Origin of the sequence: Hominiventricola filiformis, assembly GCF_020686965.1 — a bacterium.
Classification (GTDB): Bacteria; Bacillota; Clostridia; order Lachnospirales; family Lachnospiraceae; genus Hominiventricola; species Hominiventricola filiformis.
In genome coordinates this window covers 197021-220379 of the sequence record NZ_JAJEPS010000004.1, presented here as the reverse complement: position 1 = coordinate 220379, position 23359 = coordinate 197021, and the positions used below count along the sequence as shown (strand labels likewise).

The following is a 23359-nucleotide window of genomic DNA, read 5'->3' as shown; positions in this document are numbered from 1 at the left end:
TGCCGAAAGGGATGTCTGGGAATGAACTGTGTTTATAAGGGATGGGGCAAATCACAACCGATTTCGCCCCCATTTGGGCATAAAGCAGGGCTGCCGCCCAGCAAAAAATATTTGCTAGTGCGACAGCCCCTAATATACATAAACATGCAAACGGATTATTGTTGTATAGGGAAAGATATGGAGGGCTATCACGTACGCGTCAAATCCTGCGCTTACCTATAAATGAACGCCGCTAGCAGATATCAGCGGCGTGGTTTTCTGCATTCAGCCGGTAACTCTTTTGCCCATGGCAATAAATGAGTCAGCTTCGCAGAATCTATATTTTCTTTTTCATCACAAAGTTTGGGAAGCTCTGCGAGTAAATGCTTAAAATAATAATAAGGTCTCAGGTTATTGAGCTTTGCGGTTTCCGAAATACTGTAGATGGTGGCGCTTGCCTGTGCTCCCTGAATGGAGTCGTGGAACATCCAGTTCTTTTTGTCGATACAAAAAGCCCGGATAGAACGCTCTGCCTGTTATCCTTATATGAAGATAGATTTCTAAGGAAAGAACCGAAGGTGGGTTGAGTAAGAGGGCAACTTTCGGTGCCCCCTTATTCAGCACACTTTTGGTTTTTCCGAATTGAACAAAGTTGCGTCCGGTATATGGGGATTCAAAACATCATCTTTCCACAAACTGGACGCTGTGAAATTTTTTCTGTAAATTCAGATCTTCTATGATAATTGATGTGGCTTGACGGCAGTTTTCTGCTGTTAAGCCATATTTATTTAATAGTAAAAATAAGCTGGTATGTCAAGAACACCCAGAAAATCGTAAAGGTCAAACCACCCGCCTTTCACTAAATTCATTTTTAGTGCATACTTGAGAAAAACAATAGATTTTTTCAAGGAGGACTAAAGACTATGGATCAGTGCACTCATGAAGTCCGTGCAGAGTGCTGGAAAAAGATCATTCAAGCCTGTGGGCAGAGACCAGCAGGCCAGTCAGCCAAAAGCTGGATGGATGAGAATGGCATTAGTGAACAAAGCTATTATCACTGGCAGAGACGGTTTCGAAAACAGGCGTATGAAGAAATGAAGGAAAACACTTCAGTTCCTGCCGTGACAGAGAAAACAGAACTGACTTTTGTTGAAATTCCGTGCCACACTTCTGAGAGAACAAATACACACATGGCTTCCGACAAACTTGTTGCAACGATAAGGACGGCAACGTTACAGATTGATATTTCCAATGAAATCTCGGATGCTCTTCTGACCCGGATTATTCGGGAGGTGTCCCATGCTTGAAGATGCTGCGGGTATTCGGCGTGTTGTTCTTGCCTGTGGCACAGTTGATCTTAGAAAAGGCATTGATGGGCTGGCAACGATCATCGGCGATAAGTATGGTCAAAATCCGTTCGAAAAGGGAACGCTCTTTTTGTTTTGCGGAAAACGTTCCGATCGGTGCAAAGGACTCCTGTGGATGGGGACAGAATTTTTGCTTCTGTATAAACGCTTTGAAGCAGGACGGTTATCCTGGCCAAGGAATACCCGGGAAGCAGCGGACCTAACCGAAGAACAGTACAAGTATCTTATGATGGGGTTAAATCCCCTGGATCCCAAAATCAAAGATGTCGATCCGAAAAATATCTATTGAAACGTTTGTACAAAACAGAGAAATATATTTTCTGTTTTGGTACTGAAAAGAACAGCTATCATTTACAATGGATGACCGGATCAGAACAATTCGTTCGCCTGCTATCAGACAGGAACGATGCAATTACACCTTGAAAACACTATATTTTCAAAGGCTGATATAAGGATTCTGATGCTTTCCGTAACAGGAAAAAATGACGAACCCTGCAGGAGCACTGATTGGTATTTGCCAGGGATTTCTGTTATACTTCTCTTATGAAGAAAGGCGGATATCATGTGTAAAAAATTCACTCCAGATGAACTGAACAAGATGGACCATGAAGCCAAAAACGATGTCATCTACCAGATGCAGGATCGGCTTGACCGGTTGGAACAGAACTACGAAAACCTCGTTGAGCAGGTTCGACTTGCAAATCAGCAGCGTTTTGGTCGTCATACGGAAAAACTGGATGATATCGCCGGACAGCTTTCTTTTTTTAATGAGGCTGAAGCGAACTACGATGAAAAAGCAAAAGAACCAACTGTGGAAGAAGTCATTGACTCATCCAGAAAGATGCCGCGAAAGCCTAAGAAAAAAGGGCAGCGTGAAGAAGATCTGAAGGATTTTTCACAAGAAGTAATCCCTCATGATATACCGGAACAGGAACTGAATGAAGCTTTCGGTGAAGGAAACTGAAAAAGTATGCCGGATGAGATTTTCTGGCAGCTTCGTTTTGAACCGGCCAAATGGATTGCTGAAAAACACATCATAAAAGTGTATGTTGGAACAGATGGTGCGCATCAGGATGAATTTCTCCGTGGCGATCATCCGGAAACGATGTTCAGGGGAAGCATTGCAACATCTTCTCTCGAAGCCGCAATCATCAATGCCAAGTATGTAAACAGCAATCCTCTTGACCGTATTTCCAGAGACTTCCAGGTAAACGGTCTGAACCTGTCCAAACAGACGATGTCGAACTGGACGGTGTGGACAGCTGAACGTTATTTATCGCCAGTGTGTGATTTCATGAGAAAGCATCAGCTGGAAGCACACGTAAATCAGAGTGATGAAACACCTGTGGATGTAATCCATGATGGCAGACCTGCAGGCAGTAAAAGCTATATGTGGGTTCACATCACCGGAGAATTAAGTCCGGTGCCGCCGATCATTGTGTATGAATATCAGAAGACCCGACACAGCGATTACCCGAAAGCGTACTATAAGGACTTTGATGGTGTTCTTATAACAGATGGTCTGGAACAGTATCATAAGCTGGAGCGGGATCTGACCGGTGTAAAGAATGCGAACTGCATGGCTCATGCGAGACGTCACTTTGCAAATGCGATTAAGGCGATTGGAAAAAGCAATCCGAAAGCAGTCGAATCATCCGTTGCGTATAAAGCACTTGTACGAATCGGTGCTATTTATGATCTGGAGGGAGCTTTGAAGGAACTGGCTCCAGAAGAACCTTTAAAAGAGCGTCAGGCTTTCATCAAACCTCTGGCTGAAGAATTCTTTTCCTAGATCCGGAAGATACAGGCGGACCGGTTGGTGCTTCCAAAGAGTGAAACCGCCAAAGGCATCAACTATTGACTGAATCAGGAAGAATACCTGAAGGTGTTTCTGTCAGACGGAGAAGTGCCGATTGATAACCTGGCCAGTGAACGCGCGCTGAGAACTTTTACGATTGGCCGAAAGAACTGGATGACCATCAATACAGTACGAGGGGCCGATGCCAGCGCAATCATCTACAATGTTACGGAGACTGCCCGGGCAAATGGTCTGAATGTTTACTACTACATGAAGCATTTGCTGACAGAGCTGACGCAGGTTGTTCGTGCCGATGGAAGTATAGATGAAAAAGATTTAGAACCACTCATGCCGTGGTCAAAAGACCTTCCGGCTGAGTGTTACAAGCGCCGCAAATAAGCGGCACTGTATTTGGCGTGGAGCGAAAGATTTGACCTTTACTGTAAATCCAGCGTATCTGTTGCATTATAGCCCTTATAAATAAAGCAATCGAGCTATATCATTCTAGAAAGTAACTGCAAAAGTGTGGAGGAGGTGCGTTAAATAGTTGTCAAATTGTACCCGTATTTTGTAAAAATGACTTGAAAAATATCAGTTATATTGTTACAATTATTCTCTGCAGAAATTGGTTTTACTATCAAATATATGTGGAGGACGAAAAAGAAGAAACAGATGGATCAGTTTAATATTTTTCTGATTGGATTTATGGGAACTGGAAAAACGACCATTGCGAACTGTCTGAGCAGAAAACTGGACAGAAAAGTGGTGGAGATGGACCAGATCATTTCAGAACGTGCGGGCATGAGTATTTCCGATATATTTAAAACATATGGAGAACAGCATTTTCGTGATCTGGAGACAGGCATTCTGGTGGAAACGCAGTCCTGCATGCCTGTAATCGTATCTTGCGGTGGAGGGACTCCTATGCGGGAATGTAATGTGCGGGAAATGCGAAAAAATGGACGGATTGTACTTCTTACGGCAAAACCTGAGACAATTTTGAAGAGAGTAAAGAGTAATCACGATCGACCATTGCTTGAGAACAATAAAAATGTTGCTTATATCAAGGAACTTTTGGAGCAGCGTCGTGAAAAGTATGAGGCTGCCGCAGATTTGATAATAGAAACAGATGAAAAAACAGCAGACCAGATTTGCGAAGAAATGTTGAGTCGTCTAAGGAAAGACATCTCAGAACATTGACAAACCTTCCTATAGATAGTAGAATCTCCTTGTATTTTAAGGAGATTCTTTTTTTATGGATAAAATTGCGATTATCGGCGGCGGAGCCGCCGGCATGATGGCTTCCATCTTCGTGGCAAGACGGGGAGCGGAAGTACATGTGTATGAAAAAAATGAAAAGACAGGAAAGAAGCTGTATATCACAGGAAAGGGCCGGTGTAATCTGACCAATGCCTGCGATATGGAAGAACTTCTGGAAAGTGTGAAAAGCAATAAAAAGTTTCTGTACAGTGCTTTTTATGGATTTACCAATGAAAATGCCATGGATTTTTTTGAAAAAGAAGGGCTTAAATTAAAGGTAGAACGCGGAAATCGCGTATTCCCGCTGTCAGATCGTTCTGCGGATGTACTGGATACTTTGAGAAGATCCATGAAACAGGCAGGAGTCCGGGTACATCTGAATACAGAAGTAAAAAAAGTGTTTAAAAATGATACGGGATTTATTCTGCAGCTGGCAGATGGTACCAAAGATATGGCAGATAAAGTCATAGTGGCCACAGGAGGTATTTCTTATGAGAGTACCGGTTCCACAGGCGATGGTTACCGGTTTGCGGAAGAATTCGGATTGAAAGTGACAGAATGCTGTCCTTCGCTGGTACCTTTTAATGTGAGGGAAGATTGGGTGAAGGAACTGCAGGGACTTTCATTGAAAAATGTCTCAATATTGATAAAAGACGGGAAAAAGAAACTTTTCAGTGACTTTGGAGAAATGATGTTTACTCATTTTGGTGTGACGGGGCCGTTAATTCTGACAGCCAGCAGTGTCTGTGCCAGAAAAATCCGGGAGAAAGAGGTAAAGCTTTATCTGGATCTCAAACCAGCACTGACAAAGGAACAGCTGGATGCGAGAATTTTAAGAGAGTTTGATGCCAATGCCAACAAGCAGTTTCGAAATGTATTGCCGTCCTTCCTGCCGTCCAAACTCGTATCGGTCATGTATGAACTGTGCGGAATTGCACCGGAAAAGCGGATTCATGATATAACAAAGGAAGAAAGAGAACGTTTTCTATCCTGTTTAAAAGAACTGGAATTGACCGTAACAGGTTTAAGAGGATATAATGAGGCTATCATTACAAAAGGCGGTGTGTCGGTAAAAGAGATTGATCCGTCCACCATGGAATCAAAAACGGTTCCGGGACTTTATTTTATCGGTGAGGTGCTGGATCTGGATGCAGTAACCGGTGGATTCAATCTGCAGATTGCCTGGTCTACAGCAGTAGCCGCAGCTAATGCTGCTACAGAATAAATGGGGGAAAGACAGATGAGTTATAATATTGCTATTGACGGACCGGCAGGAGCCGGAAAAAGCACCATTGCAAAACTGGTTGCAAAAAAGTGTGGATATATTTATGTGGACACGGGAGCCATGTATCGAGCGATGGCCCTGTATCTTCTGAGAACCGGAGTGGATATATCTGATAGGGCTGCGATCGCAAAAGCCTGCCAGAATGCAGATATTTCCATTGCTTACCAGAAAGGAGAGCAGGTCGTCCTTTTAAATGGAGAGAATGTAAATGCTTATCTGAGAACCGAAGAGGTGGGGAATATGGCCTCCGTCTCCTCTGCGGTACCGGAAGTTCGGAAAAAACTGGTAGAGCTGCAGCAGGAGCTGGCAGCGAAAGAAGACGTGGTAATGGATGGCCGGGATATTGGAACCGTTGTGCTTCCAAATGCGGATGTAAAAGTATATCTGACCGCCAGCACTCATACCAGAGCCATGAGACGTTTTCTGGAACTTCAGGAAAAGGGACAGGTGGCAGATCTTGAGAAGATTGAGGCTGACATTGCAGACCGCGATTACCGGGATATGCACCGGGAGACTTCCCCGCTTCGTCAGGCGGAGGACGCAGTTTTAGTGGATTCTTCCGAGATGACGATTGAGCAGGTGGTAGAAAGGATTCTTTCATTATGCAGGTAACAGTGGCAAAGAGTGCAGGATTTTGTTTCGGTGTACAGCGTGCGGTAGATACGGTCTATGAGCAGGTGGAAAAAGGAGTTCGGCCAATTTATACTTATGGACCGATTATTCACAACGAAGTTGTCGTACAGGATCTGGAAGAAAAAGGGGTTCAGGTTCTGGAGAATCAGGAAGATCTGGAGCAGTTGAACGAAGGAACCGTGATTATCCGTTCTCATGGTGTGGGAAAAGAGATCTATGATCAGATCAGTGCTAAAGGATTAAATTGTGTGGATGCTACCTGTCCCTTTGTGAAAAAAATCCATCGTACCGTGGAAAAAGAAAGTGCAGCAGGACGGCAGATTATTATTATTGGAAATGATAACCACCCGGAAGTAGAGGGAATCAAAGGTTGGTGCCGTCATCCGGCTCTGGTCATTGAATCTGCGGAGCAGGCAGAGGCACTCAATCTGCCGGAAGGAACGAAAGTCTGTGTCGTGTCACAGACGACATTTAACTACAAGAAATTTAAAGATTTAGTTGAAATTCTTGACAAAAAGAGGTATGATAGGATTGTTGTAAATACAATTTGCAATGCGACGGAAGAGCGGCAGACAGAAGCGCGTCAGATTGCAGGAAAAGTAGACGCCATGATTGTGATTGGCGGCAGCCACAGTTCAAATACGCAGAAGCTATTTGAAATTTGTAGAAAAGAATGTGAGAATACTTACTATATACAGACAGTTCATGACCTGGATTTAGAAGTATTACGATCTACTGGGCTTGTAGGTATTACAGCAGGGGCTTCCACCCCAAAGAAAATTATCGAGGAGGTTCAAAAACGATGTCAGAATTAAGTTTTGAACAGATGCTGGAAGATTCATTAAAAACTATCAGAACAGGAGAAGTCGTAGAGGGCACGGTCATTGATGTCAAAGAAGATGAGATCATCTTGAACATAGGATACAAATCCGACGGTATCGTATCCCGTAACGAGTATACCAACGTACCGAACGCTGATCTGAGAACCATGGTAAATGTTGGTGACAAGATGGAAGTAAAAGTTCTGAAAGTCAATGACGGAGAAGGACAGGTACAGCTCTCTTATAGAAGAGTTGCAGCTGAAAAAGGCAGCAAGAGACTTGAGGAAGCATTTGAGAATAAAGAAGTGCTGACTGCAAAGGTATCTCAGGTACTGGATGGCGGACTGAGCGTAGTTGTGGATGAGACCAGAATCTTTATCCCGGCAAGTCTTGTATCCGATACTTATGAGAAGAATCTTGCAAAATATGCAGATCAGGAGATCGAATTTGTAATTACTGAGTTCAATCCGAAGAGAAGAAGAATTATCGGTGACAGAAGACAGCTTCTCGTAGCTAAGAAAGCTGAGATGCAGAAAGAACTGTTCGAGCGCATCCACGAGGGTGACGTTGTAGAAGGAACTGTTAAGAACATTACCGATTTCGGTGCATTCGTAGACCTTGGCGGAGCAGACGGTCTGCTTCACATCTCCGAGATGTCCTGGGGACGTGTTGAGCATCCGAAGAAAATGTTCAAAGTTGGCCAGAAGCTGAATGTTCTGGTGAAAGAGATCAGAGATACCAAGATTGCTCTGAGTCTGAAATTTGATGATACCAATCCGTGGCTGAATGCTGCTGAGAAATATGCAGTAGGCAACGAGGTAGAGGGAACTGTTGCTCGTATGACTGACTTTGGTGCATTCGTAGAGCTGGAGCCGGGTGTTGATGCACTGCTTCACGTATCTCAGATTTCCAGAGATCATGTAGAGAAACCGTCTGATGTACTGAAGGTTGGACAGGTTATCAAAGCAAGAGTCGTAGATTTTAATGGTGAGGATCGCAAGATCAGCCTGAGCATGAAAGCTCTGGAAGCACCGGTTGAAGAGGAAGCTGTAGAAGAGTAATTTTACAGACAGAATGACAGGAGACATGCAGAATGATTCTGCATGTCTCTTTTTTGCCTCAAATTATTGATGAAGATGGGTGTTTTATAGTACAATAAAAGAAAACTGAGACACTAATGGGGGAAGGATAATGAAGTTTGGCTGGAAAGAGGATGGAAAAAGAGTTTGCATTGTATGTCTGGCAGCGCTGATGATGGCATTGAATATCAAGACGTTCGTACAGACAGGTGGTCTGTATCCGGGCGGAGCTACTGGCCTGACGATTTTGATTCAGCGATCTGCAAAGATGTTTTTAGGGATTTCCATTCCTTATACGTTAGTGAATGTGATTTTGAATGCAGTTCCTGTCTATATTGGATTTCGGTTTATAGGAATAAAATTCACAGGCTACTCATGCCTGATGATTTTGCTTTCGGGTATTCTGACAGACTTGATTCCTGGATATTCCATCACATCAGATACGTTGTTGATCAGTATTTTTGGAGGAATTATTAACGGCTCAGTGATGAGTCTTTGCCTGTTCGGGAATGCAACAACCGGAGGAACCGATTTTATAGCAATCTTCCTTTCTGAACGAAAGGGTATGGATGCGTGGAATATTGTCCTTGGATTGAATGTCCTGATCCTGGGTGCTGCGGGTTACCTGTTTGGCTGGGACAAGGCTCTGTATTCCATTATTTATCAATATGCTTCCACGCAGGTGTTGCACACACTGTATAAAAAGTATCAGCAGCAGACTCTGTTTATTGTGACAGATCATCCGCGGCAGGTGTGTGAGGCAATCTCGGAAGTCAGTCACCATGGGGCAACGATTCTTCATGGTGAGGGTTCCTATGAATTGAAGGAACATGATATGGTGTATTCGGTGGTATCCAGCGCGGAAAGCAAGCATGTAATCAATGCGGTGCGGACGGTAGATCCGAAAGCATTTATCAATTCGATCAAGACGACGGAGTTGTCTGGAAGATTTTACCATAAACCGGAGGATTAACAGTGAGTGAAGGAGACAGAAGACGGGCACAGATCCTGGAAATTTTAAAAAAAAGTGAGCAGCCGGTGTCCGGAACGGATCTGGCAGGCAGACTGCATGTGAGCAGGCAGGTGATCGTGCAGGATGTGGCCCTTTTGAGAGCGGAGAACAGAGAGATCCTGTCGACTTATAAAGGCTATGTGCTTCCATCAGCAGAGAAGCAGAGCAGCTGTGTCCGGGTGTTCCGGGTGAATCATACAATGGAAGAGACGTTGGACGAGCTTCAGACGATGGTGGATTATGGAGGTACTGTTCTGGATGTATTTGTGGAACATCCACTCTATGGGCAGATCCGGGCGGACTTAATGGTGCATAACCGTCTGGAAGTGAGCCAGTTTGTGGAGAAAATGGCAGCCTGCAAAGCACATCCCCTGAATATGCTGACGGACGGCTGGCATTATCATACGGTGGCAGCACCGTCAGAGAAACACCTGGATCTGCTGGAAGAAGAACTTCATAAGAAACACTATCTTTAAATGTGAAAAATATATGAAAATAGCTTCTGGTGCTTGAAAATATAAAATACATATGTTATAGTTCATATAGAACAATAACAATCCCGGTCCTGTGACCGGGATTTTGTAAAGCCGGAAACGGCCGCGCCAGGAGGTGGCAGATATGAAAAGAGATTATTATGAAGTACTGGGAATTAATCGCAGTGCCGATGAAAAAGAAATAAAACATGCATACCGGAAGCTTGCAAAACAGTATCATCCGGACACCAATCAGGGAAACACACAGGCAGCAGAAAAATTTAAAGAGGTCAACGAGGCATATGATGTCCTCGGAGACGAGAAAAAAAGAAAACTCTACGATCAGTACGGATTTGCTGCATTTCAGGAAGGCTTTGATCCGGAAGCGGCAAAGAGAGCTTCTTCCGGTGGATTCCGTAGTGGTTTCGGTCGGGGTGGCTTTGGTCAGAACGGTTATCAGGAATTCCATTTTGAAGGCAATGATATGGATGACATGGGAGATATCTTCGGCGATATGTTTGGAGGAATGTTTCATGGCAGAGGCGGAAATTCAAGGCGGAGCAGCTATCAGATGAAAGGCGAGGACCTGCATGCAGATGTAATGGTCAGCTTTGATGAAGCTGCTTTTGGCGGTGAGAAACTGATTCATATTGGGACACAGGATGGCTCCGGACAGGTGCAGTCGCTGCAAGTCCATATTCCGGCAGGAATTGAAGACGGCAAGAGTATTCGGCTGCGGGGAAAAGGTATGCCGGGTATGAATGGCGGAGAAGCGGGAGACCTGCTTTTGAAGGTTCATGTGGGGACAAAAGCCGGATTCGAACGGAAAGGACAGGATGTCTATGCCAAAACGGAGATTCCGTTTACAACAGCAGTCTTTGGCGGAGAAGCAAAGGTAAGAACACTGGATGGAAATGTGATGTGCAGGATACCTGCAGGGACACAGTCCGGCAGCAAGATCCGTCTGAAGGGAAAAGGAATCCAGAAGATGGGAAATGCATCTGTTCATGGTGATTTTTATGTGGAAGTGCAGATTGAAGTGCCGAAAAATCTGAATGAGGCTTCCAAACAGAAATTAAGGGAATACGAAGAGTGTCGAAAGGCAGGATGATGAAAAAAATTGATAAAATGCTGGCGGCCGGATTACTTCTGGCCGCTGTTCTACTGGGAATCTTTTTGTTTGCGGGAAAAGAGGAAGGAACACGGGCAGTAGTGACTATAGACGGAACAGAATATGGAAGCTACGCTCTTGATAAGGAACAGACGATTGATCTGGGAACGGGCAATCATCTGGAGATCAGAGGTGGAGAGATTCGTATGACGGAGGCAGACTGCCCGGATCAGATCTGCGTGCAGACAGGCAGTATCTCCAAAGAGCATGAGATGATCGTATGTATGCCCCATAAGGTGATTGTAGAGATTCGAAAAGAATAAGTATCTGAAAATCGAACATATGGTTGCAGTTCTTCGGAATCCGTGGTATGATTTTGAAGAATGAGAAAACAGGAGAAATCATAAAATGATCGCGTTTTTAAAAGGAACCATAGAAGATATCACGGAAAACAGTCTGGTGCTGGATGTAAATGGCATCGGCTATGAGGTATTGGTGCCAGGACAGCTTCTCGACATGCTGGAGGGAATCGGTCAGGAACTGAAGGTTTATACTTATATGCAGGTGCGGGAGGACGCAGTGGTACTGTTTGGCTTCCTGACCAGGGATGATCTGGCCATGTTTAAAATGCTGATCGGAGTAAACGGTGTGGGACCAAAGGCGGGACTTGGCATCCTGTCTGCATTGGGAACGGAAGAACTCCGGTTTGCGGTGCTGGCAGATGATGCGAAGAGGATTGCAAAAGCTCCCGGTATCGGGGCAAAAACGGCGCAGAAAATTATTCTGGAGCTGAAAGACAAGCTGGATCTTGCAGAAGTATTTGAACAGAAGCTGAATGCTGACCGTCAGCAGGAAGCGGCTGTATCAGCAGGAAGTGGCATGGTTCAGGATGCTGTGGAGGCGCTTGTAGCGCTTGGCTATGGAAGTACAGAGGCGCTCCGCGCAGTACGTGCGGTGAAAGCAGATACAGTGGCAGACAGTGAGCAGCTGTTAAAAGAAGCATTGAAACATATGCTGTAGAAGAAACAAGGCGGTAGCAAAAGGGATGAATAATCGCAGAATTATCACAACAGAGGAATCAGAAGAGGATATCCGAATAGAAGGAACCTTACGTCCGCAGCATCTGAGTGAGTACATCGGGCAGGAACGGGCCAAAAGTACTCTGAAGATTTACATAGAAGCGGCAAAGTCCAGAGGAGAGGCACTGGATCATGTGTTGTTTTACGGTCCTCCCGGACTTGGTAAGACGACGCTTGCGGGAATTATTGCCAATGAGATGGGAACGCACATGAAGGTAACCAGCGGTCCGGCTATTGAAAAACCGGGTGAGATGGCGGCAATCCTCAACAATCTGCAGGAGGGAGATGTGCTTTTTGTGGATGAGATTCACCGTCTGAACCGTCAGGTTGAGGAAGTTCTTTATCCGGCCATGGAAGATTATGCCATTGATATTATGATTGGAAAGGGAGCATCCGCCAGAAGTATTCGTCTGGATCTTCCGAAATTCACCCTGGTAGGGGCAACTACAAGGGCTGGTCTTCTGACAGCACCGTTAAGGGACAGATTTGGTGTGGTTCATCATCTGGAATATTATACGGTACAGGAGCTGACGACGATTATCTTACGTTCTGCGGAAGTACTGCATGTGGAGATTGATCGGAACGGTGCGGTAGAACTGGCAAGACGCTCGAGAGGAACGCCTCGTCTGGCAAACCGATTGTTAAAGAGAGTACGTGATTTTGCCCAGGTAAAATATGACGGAAAGATCACAGAGAAAGTAGCGGTGTTTGCATTGGATCTTCTGGAAGTGGATCGTCACGGTCTGGATCAGTCAGACCGCCTGATTCTGCGCACGATCATAGAGAAATTCGCAGGAGGTCCAGTGGGACTTGATACACTGGCAGCATCTCTTGGCGAGGATGCCGGTACACTGGAAGACGTCTATGAGCCGTATCTTTTACAGAATGGTTTCCTGAACAGGACATCCCGGGGAAGAATGGCGACAGAGCTGGCATATGAACATTTGGGGATTGCTTTTCCGAAATAAATCGGTATACTAGTAAGTAACAAACCGTTTTGGAGGTGCTGGTACTATATGGCAAAGAAGAATACAGCAGAAGTGCTGATTAATGGGAAAATCTATGTGATCAGCGGTTACGAAAGTACTGCATACCTTCAGAAAGTTGCGGCATACTTAAATGAGATGGAAGAAAAGGTGACCGCAATGGACGGATACCGCCGGCTGGGATCGGAAGAAAAGCAGCTTCTGAAGAATATGAATCTGGCGGATGAATATTTCAAGGCCAATGATGCGAAAGAACAGCTGGAACGGGAACTGGAGAACCGCGATAAGGAGATTTATGGTCTGAAGCATGATCTGATCGACGCGAAGCTGGAGCAGGAGAAGCTGACGAAGCGAATCCACGAACTGGAGACGGAGCTTGCTGAAGAACAGAAAATGAAGGCAAGGCTTTCCCAGTCCGCTGCAGGACGGAAGATCCACAGACCGGAACAGAAGTTATAATTGACAACGATATCCATGAATGTAAGGCCAGCCCGAGAGAGCTGGCTTCTTTTACGAAAGGAAACCATATGAGGGAAAAAAAACTGGAGGTACTGGCTCCGGCCGGTTCATTTGAAAGCCTGCGGGCGGCAGTCAACGCGGGCGCAGATGCAGTCTATATGGGTGGCAGCCGCTTTGGTGCCAGGGCTTATGCCCAGAATCCGGAAGGGGAGAATCTTCTGGCTGCCATTGATTACGCACATCTGCATGGAGTCAGATTGTATCTGACGGTAAATACACTGCTGAAAACAAGAGAACTGGAGCAGGAACTCTACGATTATCTGCTTCCGTGTTATGAGCATGGACTGGATGCGGTGCTGGTGCAGGATATGGGAGTGCTGAAGGCAGTCAGAGAGTGGTTTCCGGATCTTCCGGTGCATGCCAGTACACAGATGACGCTGAATGGAGTCGGAGGAGTGAAAGTGCTGAAAGAACTGGGCGCAGAGCGTGCAGTCCTTTCCCGGGAACTGTCACTGAATGAGATTGCAGTGATCAGTCGGGAGACCGGCATGGAACTGGAAACCTTTGTCCATGGAGCTCTTTGTTACTGCTATTCGGGCCAGTGCCTGTTCAGCAGTATACTGGGAGGAAGAAGCGGAAACCGGGGGCGCTGTGCGCAGCCGTGCCGTCTGGCGTATTCAGCAGTGGATGAAAAAGGAAAGAACCTGACTGGAGAACAGACACTTTTAAGCCCGAAGGATATCTGTGCTCTGGATCTGATTCCGGAGATTGCGAAAGCTGGTGTCTATTCGCTGAAGATTGAAGGCCGTATGAAACGGCCGGAATATACTGCCGGGGTAGTACGGATTTACAGAAAATATGTGGACCAGTACCTGCAATATGGAGAGGAGAATTATAAGGTAGCAGAGGCGGATCGAAGAGAACTGCTTCTTCTGTTCAACAGAGATGGATTTTCGGAAGGTTATTATAGACAGCATAACGGAAAAAATATGATGGCTCTGAAGAATGCGGAGGCTTCTGAACAGGAAAAACGTGCCTATGAGGAGTTGATTGTGCGGATTCATAAAGAGTATGTGGAGACGGAGCAGAAAGTGCGGATCAACGGATGTCTGTCTGCCTGTGAAGGAAAGCCCATGTCGCTGGTACTGACCGCGGAGAAACATCCGGAAATTTCTGTCCGGGTAGAAGGAGAGGTTCCGCAGAAAGCACAGAACCGTCCCATGGAAGAGGCACAGTTTGCAAAGCAGCTGAGGAAAACGGGCAATACCTCATTTGAATGGGAGCATCTGGAGATTCATCTGGAAGGCAATCTGTTTGTCCCGGTAGGGGCTCTGAATAATCTGAGACGGGAAGCACTGGAAGCAATCCGGAAAGCATTATTGGAATCTTTCTTTCGTCCGATACCCGTTGAACTTCCAGAAGAAGGAAACACAACAATAAAGGAAAAGGCATGGAAGAAGACGGTACTGCATGTTTCTGTGGAGACAGAGGAACAGCTGGAAAGTGTATTATCTTATGTGCAGGAAGACGGTAAAGAATCTGGTATGGAAGCGGTTTATCTTGAAGCAGAGACGCTGGAAGACCATCTGGAGCAGGACATCAGGCAGATTCATGCAGAAGGAATGAAAGCATATGTGATGCTGCCTGTTGTATTCAGGGAAAAGACCAGAGAACGCTACGAGAAGAGACTGAATTTCTGGAAAGAACTTGATACAGACGGATATGTGATCCGGAATCTGGAAGAATATACATTTTTGAAGGAAAATGACTTGCTGAAAGGGATGATAACCGATCATAATGTCTATACCTTTAATAAACGGAGCAGAGAATACTGGAGAGATGCCGGAACTGTCTGGCAGACGAATCCGTTGGAACTGAATGCCAGAGAACTGAAAGAAATCTCGGCGGCAGACAGTATTCAGCTGATCTATGGACGTTATCCCATGATGGTAACAGCAGGATGTATTCATAAGACGCTGAACCGCTGCAAAGGTGTGCCGGAACAGTGGAGTCTGAAAGACCGGTACCGGAAGGTATTTCCAGTGAAAAATTATTGCAGGGACTGTTATAATGTGATCTATAACAGCCAGCCTCTCTATCTTCTGGATCGGAAAGAAGAGCTGGAAGCACTGCATGCTGGGGCATACCGGCTGATGTTTACGACAGAAAACGGCAGGGAGACATCCAGAATCCTTTGTAGCTGTCTGAACGGACAGCCGGAAAAGGGCGAATTCACAAGAGGACATTTTAAACGGGGCGTAGAGTAACAATGGTAAATGTAGTTACGGGTTTGACAAAATATGCATTGATTCTTTTTCTGGCAATCTATACGCTGCTGGGATTCCGCATGGCGGGTAAATCCGAAGAAGAAAGAGAAGCGGCTCTGTGGCAGCAGAATATCCTGTTTTTCGGGATGCATTTTCTGGGAAATCTGGTGCTTTATCTGAATACGAAGGGCGAAAGCCTGATCACATTTTACGCAGTGCAGCTGGGATTGTTTTCTCTGTTTTTAATTCTGCATCATCTGATCTATCCGAAAGCAGACAAGACTCTGAATCATAATCTGCTGCTCCTTCTGAGCGTAGGACTTCTGATGCTGGCGCGACTGTCATCGGAAAAGGCAGAACGGCAGCTGGAGGTGGCAATTCTTGCCATGGGACTTACGTTTCTGATCCCGTGGATCATACGGAAAGCAGGAAAATTAAGAGATCTGTACTGGATTTACGGAGCGGTGGGGTTCTTTTTGCTTGTGGCTGTACTGGTGCTTGGTTCGTTGAGCTTTGGTGCAAAACTTGCCATCACCATTCATGGAATTACATTTCAGCCGTCAGAATTTGTAAAAATACTGTTTGTATTCTTTACGGCGGGAATGCTGAAAGAGGACCATAGCCTGAAGCGTGTGGCGGTCACAACGGGCATAGCTGCTGCCTATGTACTGGTACTGGTCGGTTCCAAAGATCTGGGCGGTGCGCTGATCTTCTTCGTTACCTATCTGGTGATGCTTTATGTGGCAACCGGAAAAATACTGTATTTTTTTGCGGGGCTGATTGCGGGAAGTGCGGCTGCCTGGGCGGCATGCGGGATTTTTGCTCATGTCAGAGCCAGAGTGCTTGCCTGGAGTGATCCGTTTTCCGTCATTGAAAATGAAGGATATCAGATTACGCAGTCATTGTTTGCCATAGGAACCGGGGGCTGGTTCGGATCCGGTATCGGGCAGGGAATGCCATACAAAATTCCGGTTGTGGAGGAAGATTTCATATTTTCTGCCATATCTGAGGAACTGGGCGTCCTGTTTGCCGTGCTGCTGATTTTTGTATATATCAGCTGTTTTTATATGATTATCAATATTGCAGTCTGCCTGCAGGACAGTTATTATAAGCTGGTTGCACTGGGACTTGGTACAGTTTTGATGTTCCAGGTATTTCTCTCTATAGGCGGTGCAGTAAAATTTATCCCGTCCACAGGAGTGACGTTGCCGTTTATCAGTTATGGAGGAAGTTCTCTTCTGACTTCTTTTATGATGTGGGCAATTATTCAGGGAATGTATCTGAAACGAGGGGATGAGGTGGTGGAAAATGACAGTAAAGACAACAAAGAAAAAGCCAAAAAAGAAAAATAGCAGCCGGGAATATACGAATGTTTTAGTACTGTTTACCACACTTTTTGCATTGTTGGCAGGATATCTGGTATATTTTCAGGCCTTTGAAAGCCGGGATGTGATCAATAATCCATATAATGCCCGGATTGAGGCAATGGAAAACCAGGTGATCCGTGGAAATATCCTGTCTTCAGACGGTCAGATTCTGGCTTCCACGAAGGTAAACAAGGACGGAACGGAAAAGAGGGAATACCCGTTTGGCTGTACTTTCTCTCATGTACTTGGATACTCAGATTATGGAAAAACAGGAATTGAGAGCCTTGGAAATTTTCAATTGACCCGGTCAAACGCCTACTTTATTGAACGTTTTATCAATGAATTAAAAGAAAAGAAAAATATTGGGGACAGTCTGGTGACTACATTGAATGTGGATATTCAGACAGCTGCCCATGATGCGCTGAGCACGAAAAACGGCGCAGTGGTGGTGATTGAGCCATCTACAGGAAATGTGCTGGCGCTGGTGTCCAAACCGGACTATGATCCGGCGGAGATTGCAGCCAGATGGGATGAATTCAGCAATTCAGATGACGGTGTTCTTCTGAACCGGGCGACCCAGGGACTTTATCCGCCGGGGTCGGTATTTAAGACGGTGACCCTTCTTGAATATCTCCGCGAGCATCAATATGAGACCGGTGGTTTTTCTTTTGACTGCAAAGGAAAAGTGACAACGGGAGATACTTCCATCAGCTGTTATAAAGGAAAGAAGCACGGAGAACTGAATCTCACAAAGGCATTTGACAAGTCCTGTAACGGTGCGTTTGCGGAGATTGGACGGAATCTTGACATATCTGCATTCGAGTCTCTGGCAGATCAGCTTCTCTTTAACAAAGAACTTCCGCTTGATTTTCCGTACAGTAAGAGCTCGTTTTCACTGGAAGAATCCGACCCGGATGTGCTGAAAATGATGACGGCTATCGGTCAGGGAAATACGCTTGTGACGCCTATACACATGGCAATGCTGATGTCGGCCATTGCCAATGATGGTGTGCTGATGAAGCCCCGTTTCCTTGAACGGACAGAGAGCTATACCGGTACGCTGGTGGAGCGGTATCCGGAAGAAACATATGGAAGTATCATGACACAGGAGGAGGCGGAACTTTTGCAGCTGTTCCTGCGGACGGTTGTGGAGGATGGCACGGCATCCGCACTGAAGAGTAGTATCTATGAGGCCAGCGGAAAGACCGGAACCGCTGAGTACTCCAGTGACAAGAAGAAAAGCCATGCATGGTTTACCGGCTATGCGACCGACGGAGAGCGGAAACTGGCCGTAGCAGTGATTGTGGAAGGGGCAGGATCCGGAAGCGAATATGCAGTGCCCATTGCCGGAAAAATATTTGACGCGTATTTCGGGAAATAGAGGAGTTAGCCTTGTCAACCGATTGAAAAAATGGTATGCTAAATGCAGTTTTGAAAAGCACACCAGGTGACAGGAGGAATTGCAGTGATTGAAGCAACGAGCTGTGGCGGTGTGGTGATTTTTCGGGGCAAGATCCTTCTTCTGTATAAAAATTACAAGAACAAATACGAAGGATGGGTATTGCCGAAGGGAACTGTAGAGCAGGGAGAAGAGTACCCGCAGACTGCGACCAGGGAGGTGCGTGAGGAGACTGGCGTGGATGCTCAGATTATCAAGTATGTGGGTAAAAGCCAGTATACCTTTACTGTGCCGGAGGATGTGATTTCAAAAGACGTCCACTGGTATCTGATGATGTCAGACAGTTACTACAGTAAGCCACAACGTGAAGAGTATTTTATGGATTCCGGATATTACAAGTTTCATGAAGCATACCATCTGCTGAAATTTCCAAATGAGAAGCAGATTCTGGAAAAAGCGTATAATGAGTATATGGAACTGAAGAAAAATAATCTTTGGAAAAACCACAGGTAGAGAGGAGAGGTTGTTGGAGACGACAGCCTCTTTTTCAAAAAAGGAGGTGGCGGTTATCCGCTGGTATAAAAACTTATATCTTGGCCCGAATGCCGCTGCGCATATTGAGATAATCCGGAAAAAAGCTTTTGCGAACAGGCGGATGGCAGGTGTATATTATATTACGCTGGCGTCCACACCCGGCAATCTGCTGGATATTTTCCATAATGCACTGCTTTCAGAGAAGCTGTTTGCTTCCCGACAGTGCCAGAAGATTGTAGGAGTGGCTGAGGGAAAACAGGAAGCGCTTCGGCTGGTATCGGACATGATTCTGGAAATGTATGAAAAGACCGGGAAATTTGATGTGTCATCCTTTTTCCGAGAGGAAGATTTTGAAGACTGATGAAGGGGTACTGATAGCATGCTGCATGTGGGATTGTTAATTCTGAAAATACTGGGAATCCTTCTTCTTAGTATCCTGGGACTCGTCCTTCTTCTGCTGTGCATCGTCCTTTTTGTTCCGGTTGGCTATCGTCTGGATATGGAAAAGAGGGAAAGATTTCAGCTGAAGGGCAGAGTTTCCTGGCTGTGTTGGGTTCTGACTGCCATATTTTTTGTCAGGTGGGAGAACAGCGAAGATGATTTTCAGACAGAAAAGAAGATCTGCATTTTCGGAATTTCACTGAATCGGATACGGGAATGGAAAAAGAAGCACTGCCGGAAAAAGAACAAGCCTAAAGGAAGGCCGATGCAAAAAACAGAGAAATCGGAAGAGGAAAAAGCACCTGAAGTTGCAGTAAAACGGGAAGAACAGCAGGAAGAGAAGAAAACGGCTGATCTGCCTGCGGTTCGGGAAAAATCCAGAGAAAAGAAAGAACGGCACCGCCGGAAACGATGGAATCCCATGGAGACATTTCGACACATCTGTGATAAAATAAAGAACATTGGAAGTTTGGTGCGGAGCCTGTATAGAAAGACGAATGAATTTCAGGAATTCTGGAACCGGAAAGAGCATGTCCGCGCGCGGCAGGCTGTGCTGCAGGAAACCCGTTTTCTGTGGAAGAAATCAAGGCCTCGTAAAGTGGCCGGGAAAGTGACATTCGGATTCGAAGATCCCTCATGGACCGGCCTTGGCACCGGACTGCTGTCCATGCTGTATCAGTGGTATCCGAAAAGGTTTTCCATACATCCGGATTTTGAAAGAGAGATTTTGGAAGGAGAACTTCATATCAGGGGGCGGATACAGATATATGTACTTTGTTTGATAGCATTTCGCCTGTGGCGAAATCAGGATGTGCGTCAGATGTATCAGGAATGGAAACAATAACAGGAGGTTCTTATGAGCGAGAAAAATAACAATACCTTTGAATCTACAGTGTCTTCCCTGTTTCAGGGCATGGACCATTTTATTTCCAGCAAGACCGTTGTGGGAGATGCCATTACGGTAGGAGATACCATTATTCTTCCGCTGGTGGATGTTTCTTTTGGCGTGGGAGCAGGCGCAGCTGCATCAGAGGGAAAAAATAACGGAGCAGGCGGACTGGGCGGCAAGATTTCTCCGAGTGCGGTGCTGGTGATCAAGGACGGCAATATCCGTCTGGTCAATGTGAAGAATCAGGATGCAGTGACAAAAGTATTGGACATGGTACCTGATTTTGTCAATAAATTCACTTCCGGAAAGAAATCAGACCCTGAAGTTGACAAGGCTGTGAATGACATTCTGGACGGAGAAAAATAGGCGGAATCGGGCAAAATAAAAAAATATGTAAAAATGCAAAATTTTGCTTGCCAAGATGAAATATTTCTGATAGAATAACAGAAGTTGTGAGTCTCCGGGACTCAAATAACCCTAAGGAGGTGCAATGATGGCTAAATGTGCAGTTTGTGAGAAGAGTGTTCACTTTGGTAACAATGTGAGTCATTCCCATAGAAGATCCAACAAAATGTGGAGATCCAATGTGAAGTCCGTAAAAGTGAAAGTAAACGGCGGAGCAAAGAAAATGTATGTATGCACTTCTTGCTTAAAATCCGGTAAAGTTGAAAGAGCTTAATCGGCTGTCATATGATAGGAATGCATAGGGGGTGTCGCAGTGCGATGCCCTCTTTTTGCTTGCAAAATAAATTTAACAGGAAAAATAGCACTGGTAACCGCAGATAATGAAGACGGCGGAGAGAAGAATGCGGGGAAAGAGGTTGTCTGATGGCAGAAACAAAGTAAAAAATATGCCGATGCCGATCCAGAACATGACAAAACCGATAGTTTTTCTCATAAAAGCCGGTGAAACTCCTCTGTTTTGCTTGTTTTAGTATATGCAGCGGAAGAAGAAAATAGAAAAAGAGAAAAACTTATTTCATTTTTCTTCTGTATCGGGTATAATAATTGCAGTTATGTAATTTAATTGGGAGGTATCATCGTATGCAGGGACAGATTAATACGAATTTAGGAAATATTTCAATCGATTCGGATGTGATTGCAGCTTATGCGGGGTCTGTAGCGCTCGGATGCACCGGTATTGTCGGAATGGCATCCCTTGATATGCGTGACGGACTGATGAAACTTTTAAAGAAGGACAGTATTACCAGAGGCATCGAAGTTTCTATTGAAGATAATGAAATCTGTCTGGGATTTCATGTGATTGTAGCTTATGGAGTAAATATTCCGGTAGTATCTCAGAATCTGATGGATTCCGTCAGATATCAGGTGGAAGAATTTACCGGCATGAAGATTGACAGAATCGATATCTTCGTGGAAGGTGTAAGAGTGATTGATTAAGGAGGAACTTCATCTTGATGAGGACAATAGATGCCCAGATGATTAAGAAAATGTTTCTGGGTGGAGCAAAGAATCTGGAATCCAAAAAAGAGTGGATTAATGAACTGAATGTATTTCCGGTGCCGGATGGTGATACTGGTACAAACATGACCATGACGATCACGGCAGCAGCCAGTGAAGTTTCAGCGCTGGCAGACGTGAACATGGAGACACTGGCAAAATGCATCTCTTCTGGTTCTCTGCGTGGGGCAAGAGGAAACTCTGGTGTTATTCTTTCTCAGCTTCTCAGAGGTTTTACCAAGGGAATCAGAGACCATGAGAAACTGGATGTGGTTGACCTGGCAAATGCCATGGACAAAGCAGTAAAGACTGCATACAAGGCAGTTATGAAGCCGAAGGAAGGTACGATTCTGACAGTTGCCAAAGGTGCGGCTGACAAGGCCGCAGATCTGGCATCTACGGTAGAAGATGTGGAAGAGTTCTGCCGACTTGTCATCGAAGAGGCCGAAGAAGTACTGGCACAGACTCCGGAGATGCTTCCGGTACTGAAAGAGGCAGGTGTTGTCGATTCCGGCGGACAGGGACTGGTAGAGGTTCTGAAAGGTGCCTATGATGCACTTCTTGGAAAAGAAGTGGATTATTCTTTTGATACTAATGCGAAAAAGGCTGCTCCGGTGAAGATCAGTGAGCAGACTCAGGCAGAGATTAAATTCGGTTACTGTACAGAGTTTATCATTATGCTGGACAAACCGTATGATCAGCAGAAAGAGCATGAGTTCAAGGCATTCCTGGAATCCATCGGTGATTCGATTGTCGTAGTATCTGATGATGAGGTTGTCAAGGTACACGTACATACGAATGATCCGGGTCTGGCAATCCAGAGAGCACTGACTTATGGTGCACTTTCCAACATGAAGATTGACAATATGCGTCTGGAGCATGAAGAAAAGCTGATCAAGGACGCTTCCAGAATTGCTGCAGAGGAAAAGGCAGAAGAGAAGAAATCGGAAGAACCGCGGAAAGAGATGGGTTTCATCTCTGTATCCGTCGGAAAAGGCGTAGGCCAGATATTTAAAGATCTCGGCGTAGATTATCTCATTGAGGGCGGACAGACCATGAACCCGAGTACAGAGGATATGCTGGAAGCCATTGACAAGGTAAATGCGGATAATATTTTTATTCTTCCGAATAACAAGAACATTATTCTGGCGGCAAATCAGGCAAGTTATCTGACCGAGGATAAGAAGATTATCGTAGTTCCGACCAAGACTGTACCGCAGGGAATCACTGCCATGATCAACTATATTCCGGAGGAGACACCGAAGGAAAATGAGCTTCGTATGGCAGAAGAGATCAAGAATGTCAAGACCGGACAGGTAACTTATGCAGTTCGTGATACAAAGATTGATGATAAAGAGATCCATGAGGGCGATATTATGGGTATCGGCGATGCAGGCATTCTTGCAGTCGGCAAGGATATTGCGGGGACAACGAAAGCTATGATGGCGGAACTGGTGGATGAGGATTCTGAGATTATCGGTATTTATTACGGTGAGGATATCTCGGAAGAAGATGCACAGAAGCTGGGAGACGAGCTTGCAGCCCTGTATCCAAATACTGAAGTAGAAGTGCATGAAGGTGATCAGCCGATTTATTATTATGTGATTTCTGTAGAATAAAGCAGATAAAGAAAATGAAGAAAGAGGCGGCAGTTGTTGC

General features: G+C 45.3%; 26 protein-coding genes and 2 pseudogenes. 27 read left to right on the top strand and 1 reads right to left on the bottom strand.

What is annotated here, in order from left to right; genetic code table 11:
• Window positions 1–242 precede the first annotated feature (242 nt).
• Window positions 243–467 carry a transposase domain-containing protein gene (locus tag LKD36_RS06445; RefSeq protein ID WP_308459121.1) on the bottom strand — a complete coding sequence of 75 codons (225 nt, stop codon included), beginning with the start codon at window positions 465–467 and terminating at the stop codon, window positions 243–245.
• A gap of 435 nt (window positions 468–902) precedes the next feature.
• On the opposite strand from LKD36_RS06445, the gene LKD36_RS06440 reads away from it, so the two are divergent.
• The 27 genes and pseudogenes from LKD36_RS06440 to LKD36_RS06310 all read left to right on the top strand — a co-directional run bounded on the left by LKD36_RS06440 (window position 903) and on the right by LKD36_RS06310 (window position 23319).
• A complete protein-coding gene (locus LKD36_RS06440) occupies window positions 903–1286 on the top strand; it encodes an IS66 family insertion sequence element accessory protein TnpB (RefSeq protein ID WP_308459120.1) in 384 nt (127 codons plus the stop codon).
• Complete coding sequence (gene tnpB / locus LKD36_RS06435) at window positions 1279–1635, top strand: IS66 family insertion sequence element accessory protein TnpB (protein WP_308459119.1); 357 nt, start codon at window positions 1279–1281, stop codon at window positions 1633–1635. The genes LKD36_RS06440 and tnpB overlap by 8 nt, the downstream gene beginning before the upstream one ends.
• A gap of 273 nt (window positions 1636–1908) precedes the next feature.
• A complete protein-coding gene (locus LKD36_RS06430; RefSeq protein WP_308459118.1) occupies window positions 1909–2310 on the top strand; it encodes a transposase in 402 nt (133 codons plus the stop codon).
• Between the two features lie 6 nt (window positions 2311–2316).
• A pseudogene (tnpC, locus tag LKD36_RS06425) lies at window positions 2317–3336 on the top strand (IS66 family transposase); the annotation flags it as partial.
• Entirely contained in the window at window positions 3319–3543 is a 225-nt protein-coding gene (locus LKD36_RS06420) for a transposase domain-containing protein (protein WP_308459130.1), read from the top strand. The pseudogene tnpC and the gene LKD36_RS06420, both read left to right, overlap by 18 nt.
• 273 nt (window positions 3544–3816) lie before the next feature.
• Window positions 3817–4344, top strand: coding sequence for a shikimate kinase (locus tag LKD36_RS06415; protein WP_308459117.1), 528 nt, complete (start codon window positions 3817–3819; stop codon window positions 4342–4344).
• A gap of 55 nt (window positions 4345–4399) precedes the next feature.
• Window positions 4400–5629 carry a BaiN/RdsA family NAD(P)/FAD-dependent oxidoreductase gene (locus LKD36_RS06410; RefSeq protein WP_308459116.1) on the top strand — a complete coding sequence of 410 codons (1230 nt, stop codon included), beginning with the start codon at window positions 4400–4402 and terminating at the stop codon, window positions 5627–5629.
• Window positions 5630–5644: 15 nt separating this feature from the next.
• A complete protein-coding gene (gene cmk / locus LKD36_RS06405) occupies window positions 5645–6301 on the top strand; it encodes a (d)CMP kinase (RefSeq protein ID WP_308459115.1) in 657 nt (218 codons plus the stop codon).
• Window positions 6292–7144: pseudogene (ispH, locus tag LKD36_RS06400) on the top strand (4-hydroxy-3-methylbut-2-enyl diphosphate reductase). Before cmk ends, ispH begins: the two are co-directional and overlap by 10 nt.
• The gene (rpsA, locus tag LKD36_RS06395) at window positions 7125–8204 is read left to right on the top strand and encodes a 30S ribosomal protein S1 (protein ID WP_118769409.1); all 1080 of its coding nucleotides are present in this window, start codon (window positions 7125–7127) and stop codon (window positions 8202–8204) included. The pseudogene ispH and the gene rpsA overlap by 20 nt, the downstream one beginning before the upstream one ends.
• A 130-nt stretch (window positions 8205–8334) precedes the next feature.
• Window positions 8335–9195 carry a YitT family protein gene (locus LKD36_RS06390; protein WP_118769410.1) on the top strand — a complete coding sequence of 287 codons (861 nt, stop codon included), beginning with the start codon at window positions 8335–8337 and terminating at the stop codon, window positions 9193–9195.
• 2 nt (window positions 9196–9197) lie between these two features.
• Window positions 9198–9710 carry a transcription repressor NadR gene (locus LKD36_RS06385; protein ID WP_308459113.1) on the top strand — a complete coding sequence of 171 codons (513 nt, stop codon included), beginning with the start codon at window positions 9198–9200 and terminating at the stop codon, window positions 9708–9710.
• Window positions 9711–9852: 142 nt separating this feature from the next.
• Complete coding sequence (locus LKD36_RS06380) at window positions 9853–10818, top strand: DnaJ C-terminal domain-containing protein (RefSeq protein ID WP_308459112.1); 966 nt, start codon at window positions 9853–9855, stop codon at window positions 10816–10818.
• Window positions 10815–11141, top strand: coding sequence for a NusG domain II-containing protein (locus tag LKD36_RS06375; RefSeq protein WP_308459111.1), 327 nt, complete (start codon window positions 10815–10817; stop codon window positions 11139–11141). The genes LKD36_RS06380 and LKD36_RS06375 overlap by 4 nt, the downstream gene beginning before the upstream one ends.
• A gap of 85 nt (window positions 11142–11226) precedes the next feature.
• A complete protein-coding gene (ruvA, locus tag LKD36_RS06370) occupies window positions 11227–11838 on the top strand; it encodes a Holliday junction branch migration protein RuvA (protein ID WP_118769414.1) in 612 nt (203 codons plus the stop codon).
• Window positions 11839–11863: 25 nt separating this feature from the next.
• Window positions 11864–12865, top strand: a complete 1002-nt coding sequence (gene ruvB, locus LKD36_RS06365; RefSeq protein ID WP_118769415.1) for a Holliday junction branch migration DNA helicase RuvB — start codon at window positions 11864–11866, stop codon at window positions 12863–12865.
• A 48-nt stretch (window positions 12866–12913) separates the two neighbouring features.
• Complete coding sequence (locus tag LKD36_RS06360) at window positions 12914–13342, top strand: cell division protein ZapA (RefSeq protein ID WP_308459110.1); 429 nt, start codon at window positions 12914–12916, stop codon at window positions 13340–13342.
• Window positions 13343–13410: 68 nt separating this feature from the next.
• Window positions 13411–15609, top strand: coding sequence for a U32 family peptidase (locus LKD36_RS06355; RefSeq protein ID WP_308459109.1), 2199 nt, complete (start codon window positions 13411–13413; stop codon window positions 15607–15609).
• A 2-nt stretch (window positions 15610–15611) separates the two neighbouring features.
• Entirely contained in the window at window positions 15612–16961 is a 1350-nt protein-coding gene (locus LKD36_RS06350; RefSeq protein ID WP_308459108.1) for an FtsW/RodA/SpoVE family cell cycle protein, read from the top strand.
• Window positions 16918–18357, top strand: a complete 1440-nt coding sequence (locus LKD36_RS06345) for a peptidoglycan D,D-transpeptidase FtsI family protein (protein ID WP_308459107.1) — start codon at window positions 16918–16920, stop codon at window positions 18355–18357. The genes LKD36_RS06350 and LKD36_RS06345 overlap by 44 nt, the downstream gene beginning before the upstream one ends.
• Before the next feature lie 84 nt (window positions 18358–18441).
• The gene (locus LKD36_RS06340; RefSeq protein WP_118769420.1) at window positions 18442–18888 is read left to right on the top strand and encodes an NUDIX hydrolase; all 447 of its coding nucleotides are present in this window, start codon (window positions 18442–18444) and stop codon (window positions 18886–18888) included.
• A 13-nt stretch (window positions 18889–18901) separates the two neighbouring features.
• A complete protein-coding gene (locus LKD36_RS06335) occupies window positions 18902–19270 on the top strand; it encodes a hypothetical protein (protein WP_308459106.1) in 369 nt (122 codons plus the stop codon).
• An 18-nt stretch (window positions 19271–19288) separates the two neighbouring features.
• Window positions 19289–20194 (top strand): DUF2953 domain-containing protein, encoded by a 906-nt coding sequence (locus LKD36_RS06330; RefSeq protein WP_308459105.1) that lies wholly within the window; start codon window positions 19289–19291, stop codon window positions 20192–20194.
• Between the two features lie 12 nt (window positions 20195–20206).
• Window positions 20207–20605, top strand: a complete 399-nt coding sequence (locus LKD36_RS06325) for a GerW family sporulation protein (RefSeq protein WP_118769423.1) — start codon at window positions 20207–20209, stop codon at window positions 20603–20605.
• A gap of 127 nt (window positions 20606–20732) precedes the next feature.
• Window positions 20733–20918 carry a 50S ribosomal protein L28 gene (gene rpmB, locus LKD36_RS06320; protein ID WP_118769424.1) on the top strand — a complete coding sequence of 62 codons (186 nt, stop codon included), beginning with the start codon at window positions 20733–20735 and terminating at the stop codon, window positions 20916–20918.
• A 365-nt stretch (window positions 20919–21283) separates the two neighbouring features.
• Window positions 21284–21640: an Asp23/Gls24 family envelope stress response protein gene (locus tag LKD36_RS06315; protein WP_118769425.1), complete on the top strand. Its 357-nt coding sequence runs from the start codon at window positions 21284–21286 to the stop codon at window positions 21638–21640.
• Between the two features lie 11 nt (window positions 21641–21651).
• Window positions 21652–23319: a DAK2 domain-containing protein gene (locus tag LKD36_RS06310; protein WP_308459129.1), complete on the top strand. Its 1668-nt coding sequence runs from the start codon at window positions 21652–21654 to the stop codon at window positions 23317–23319.
• The last annotated feature ends 40 nt before the right edge of the window (window positions 23320–23359 follow it).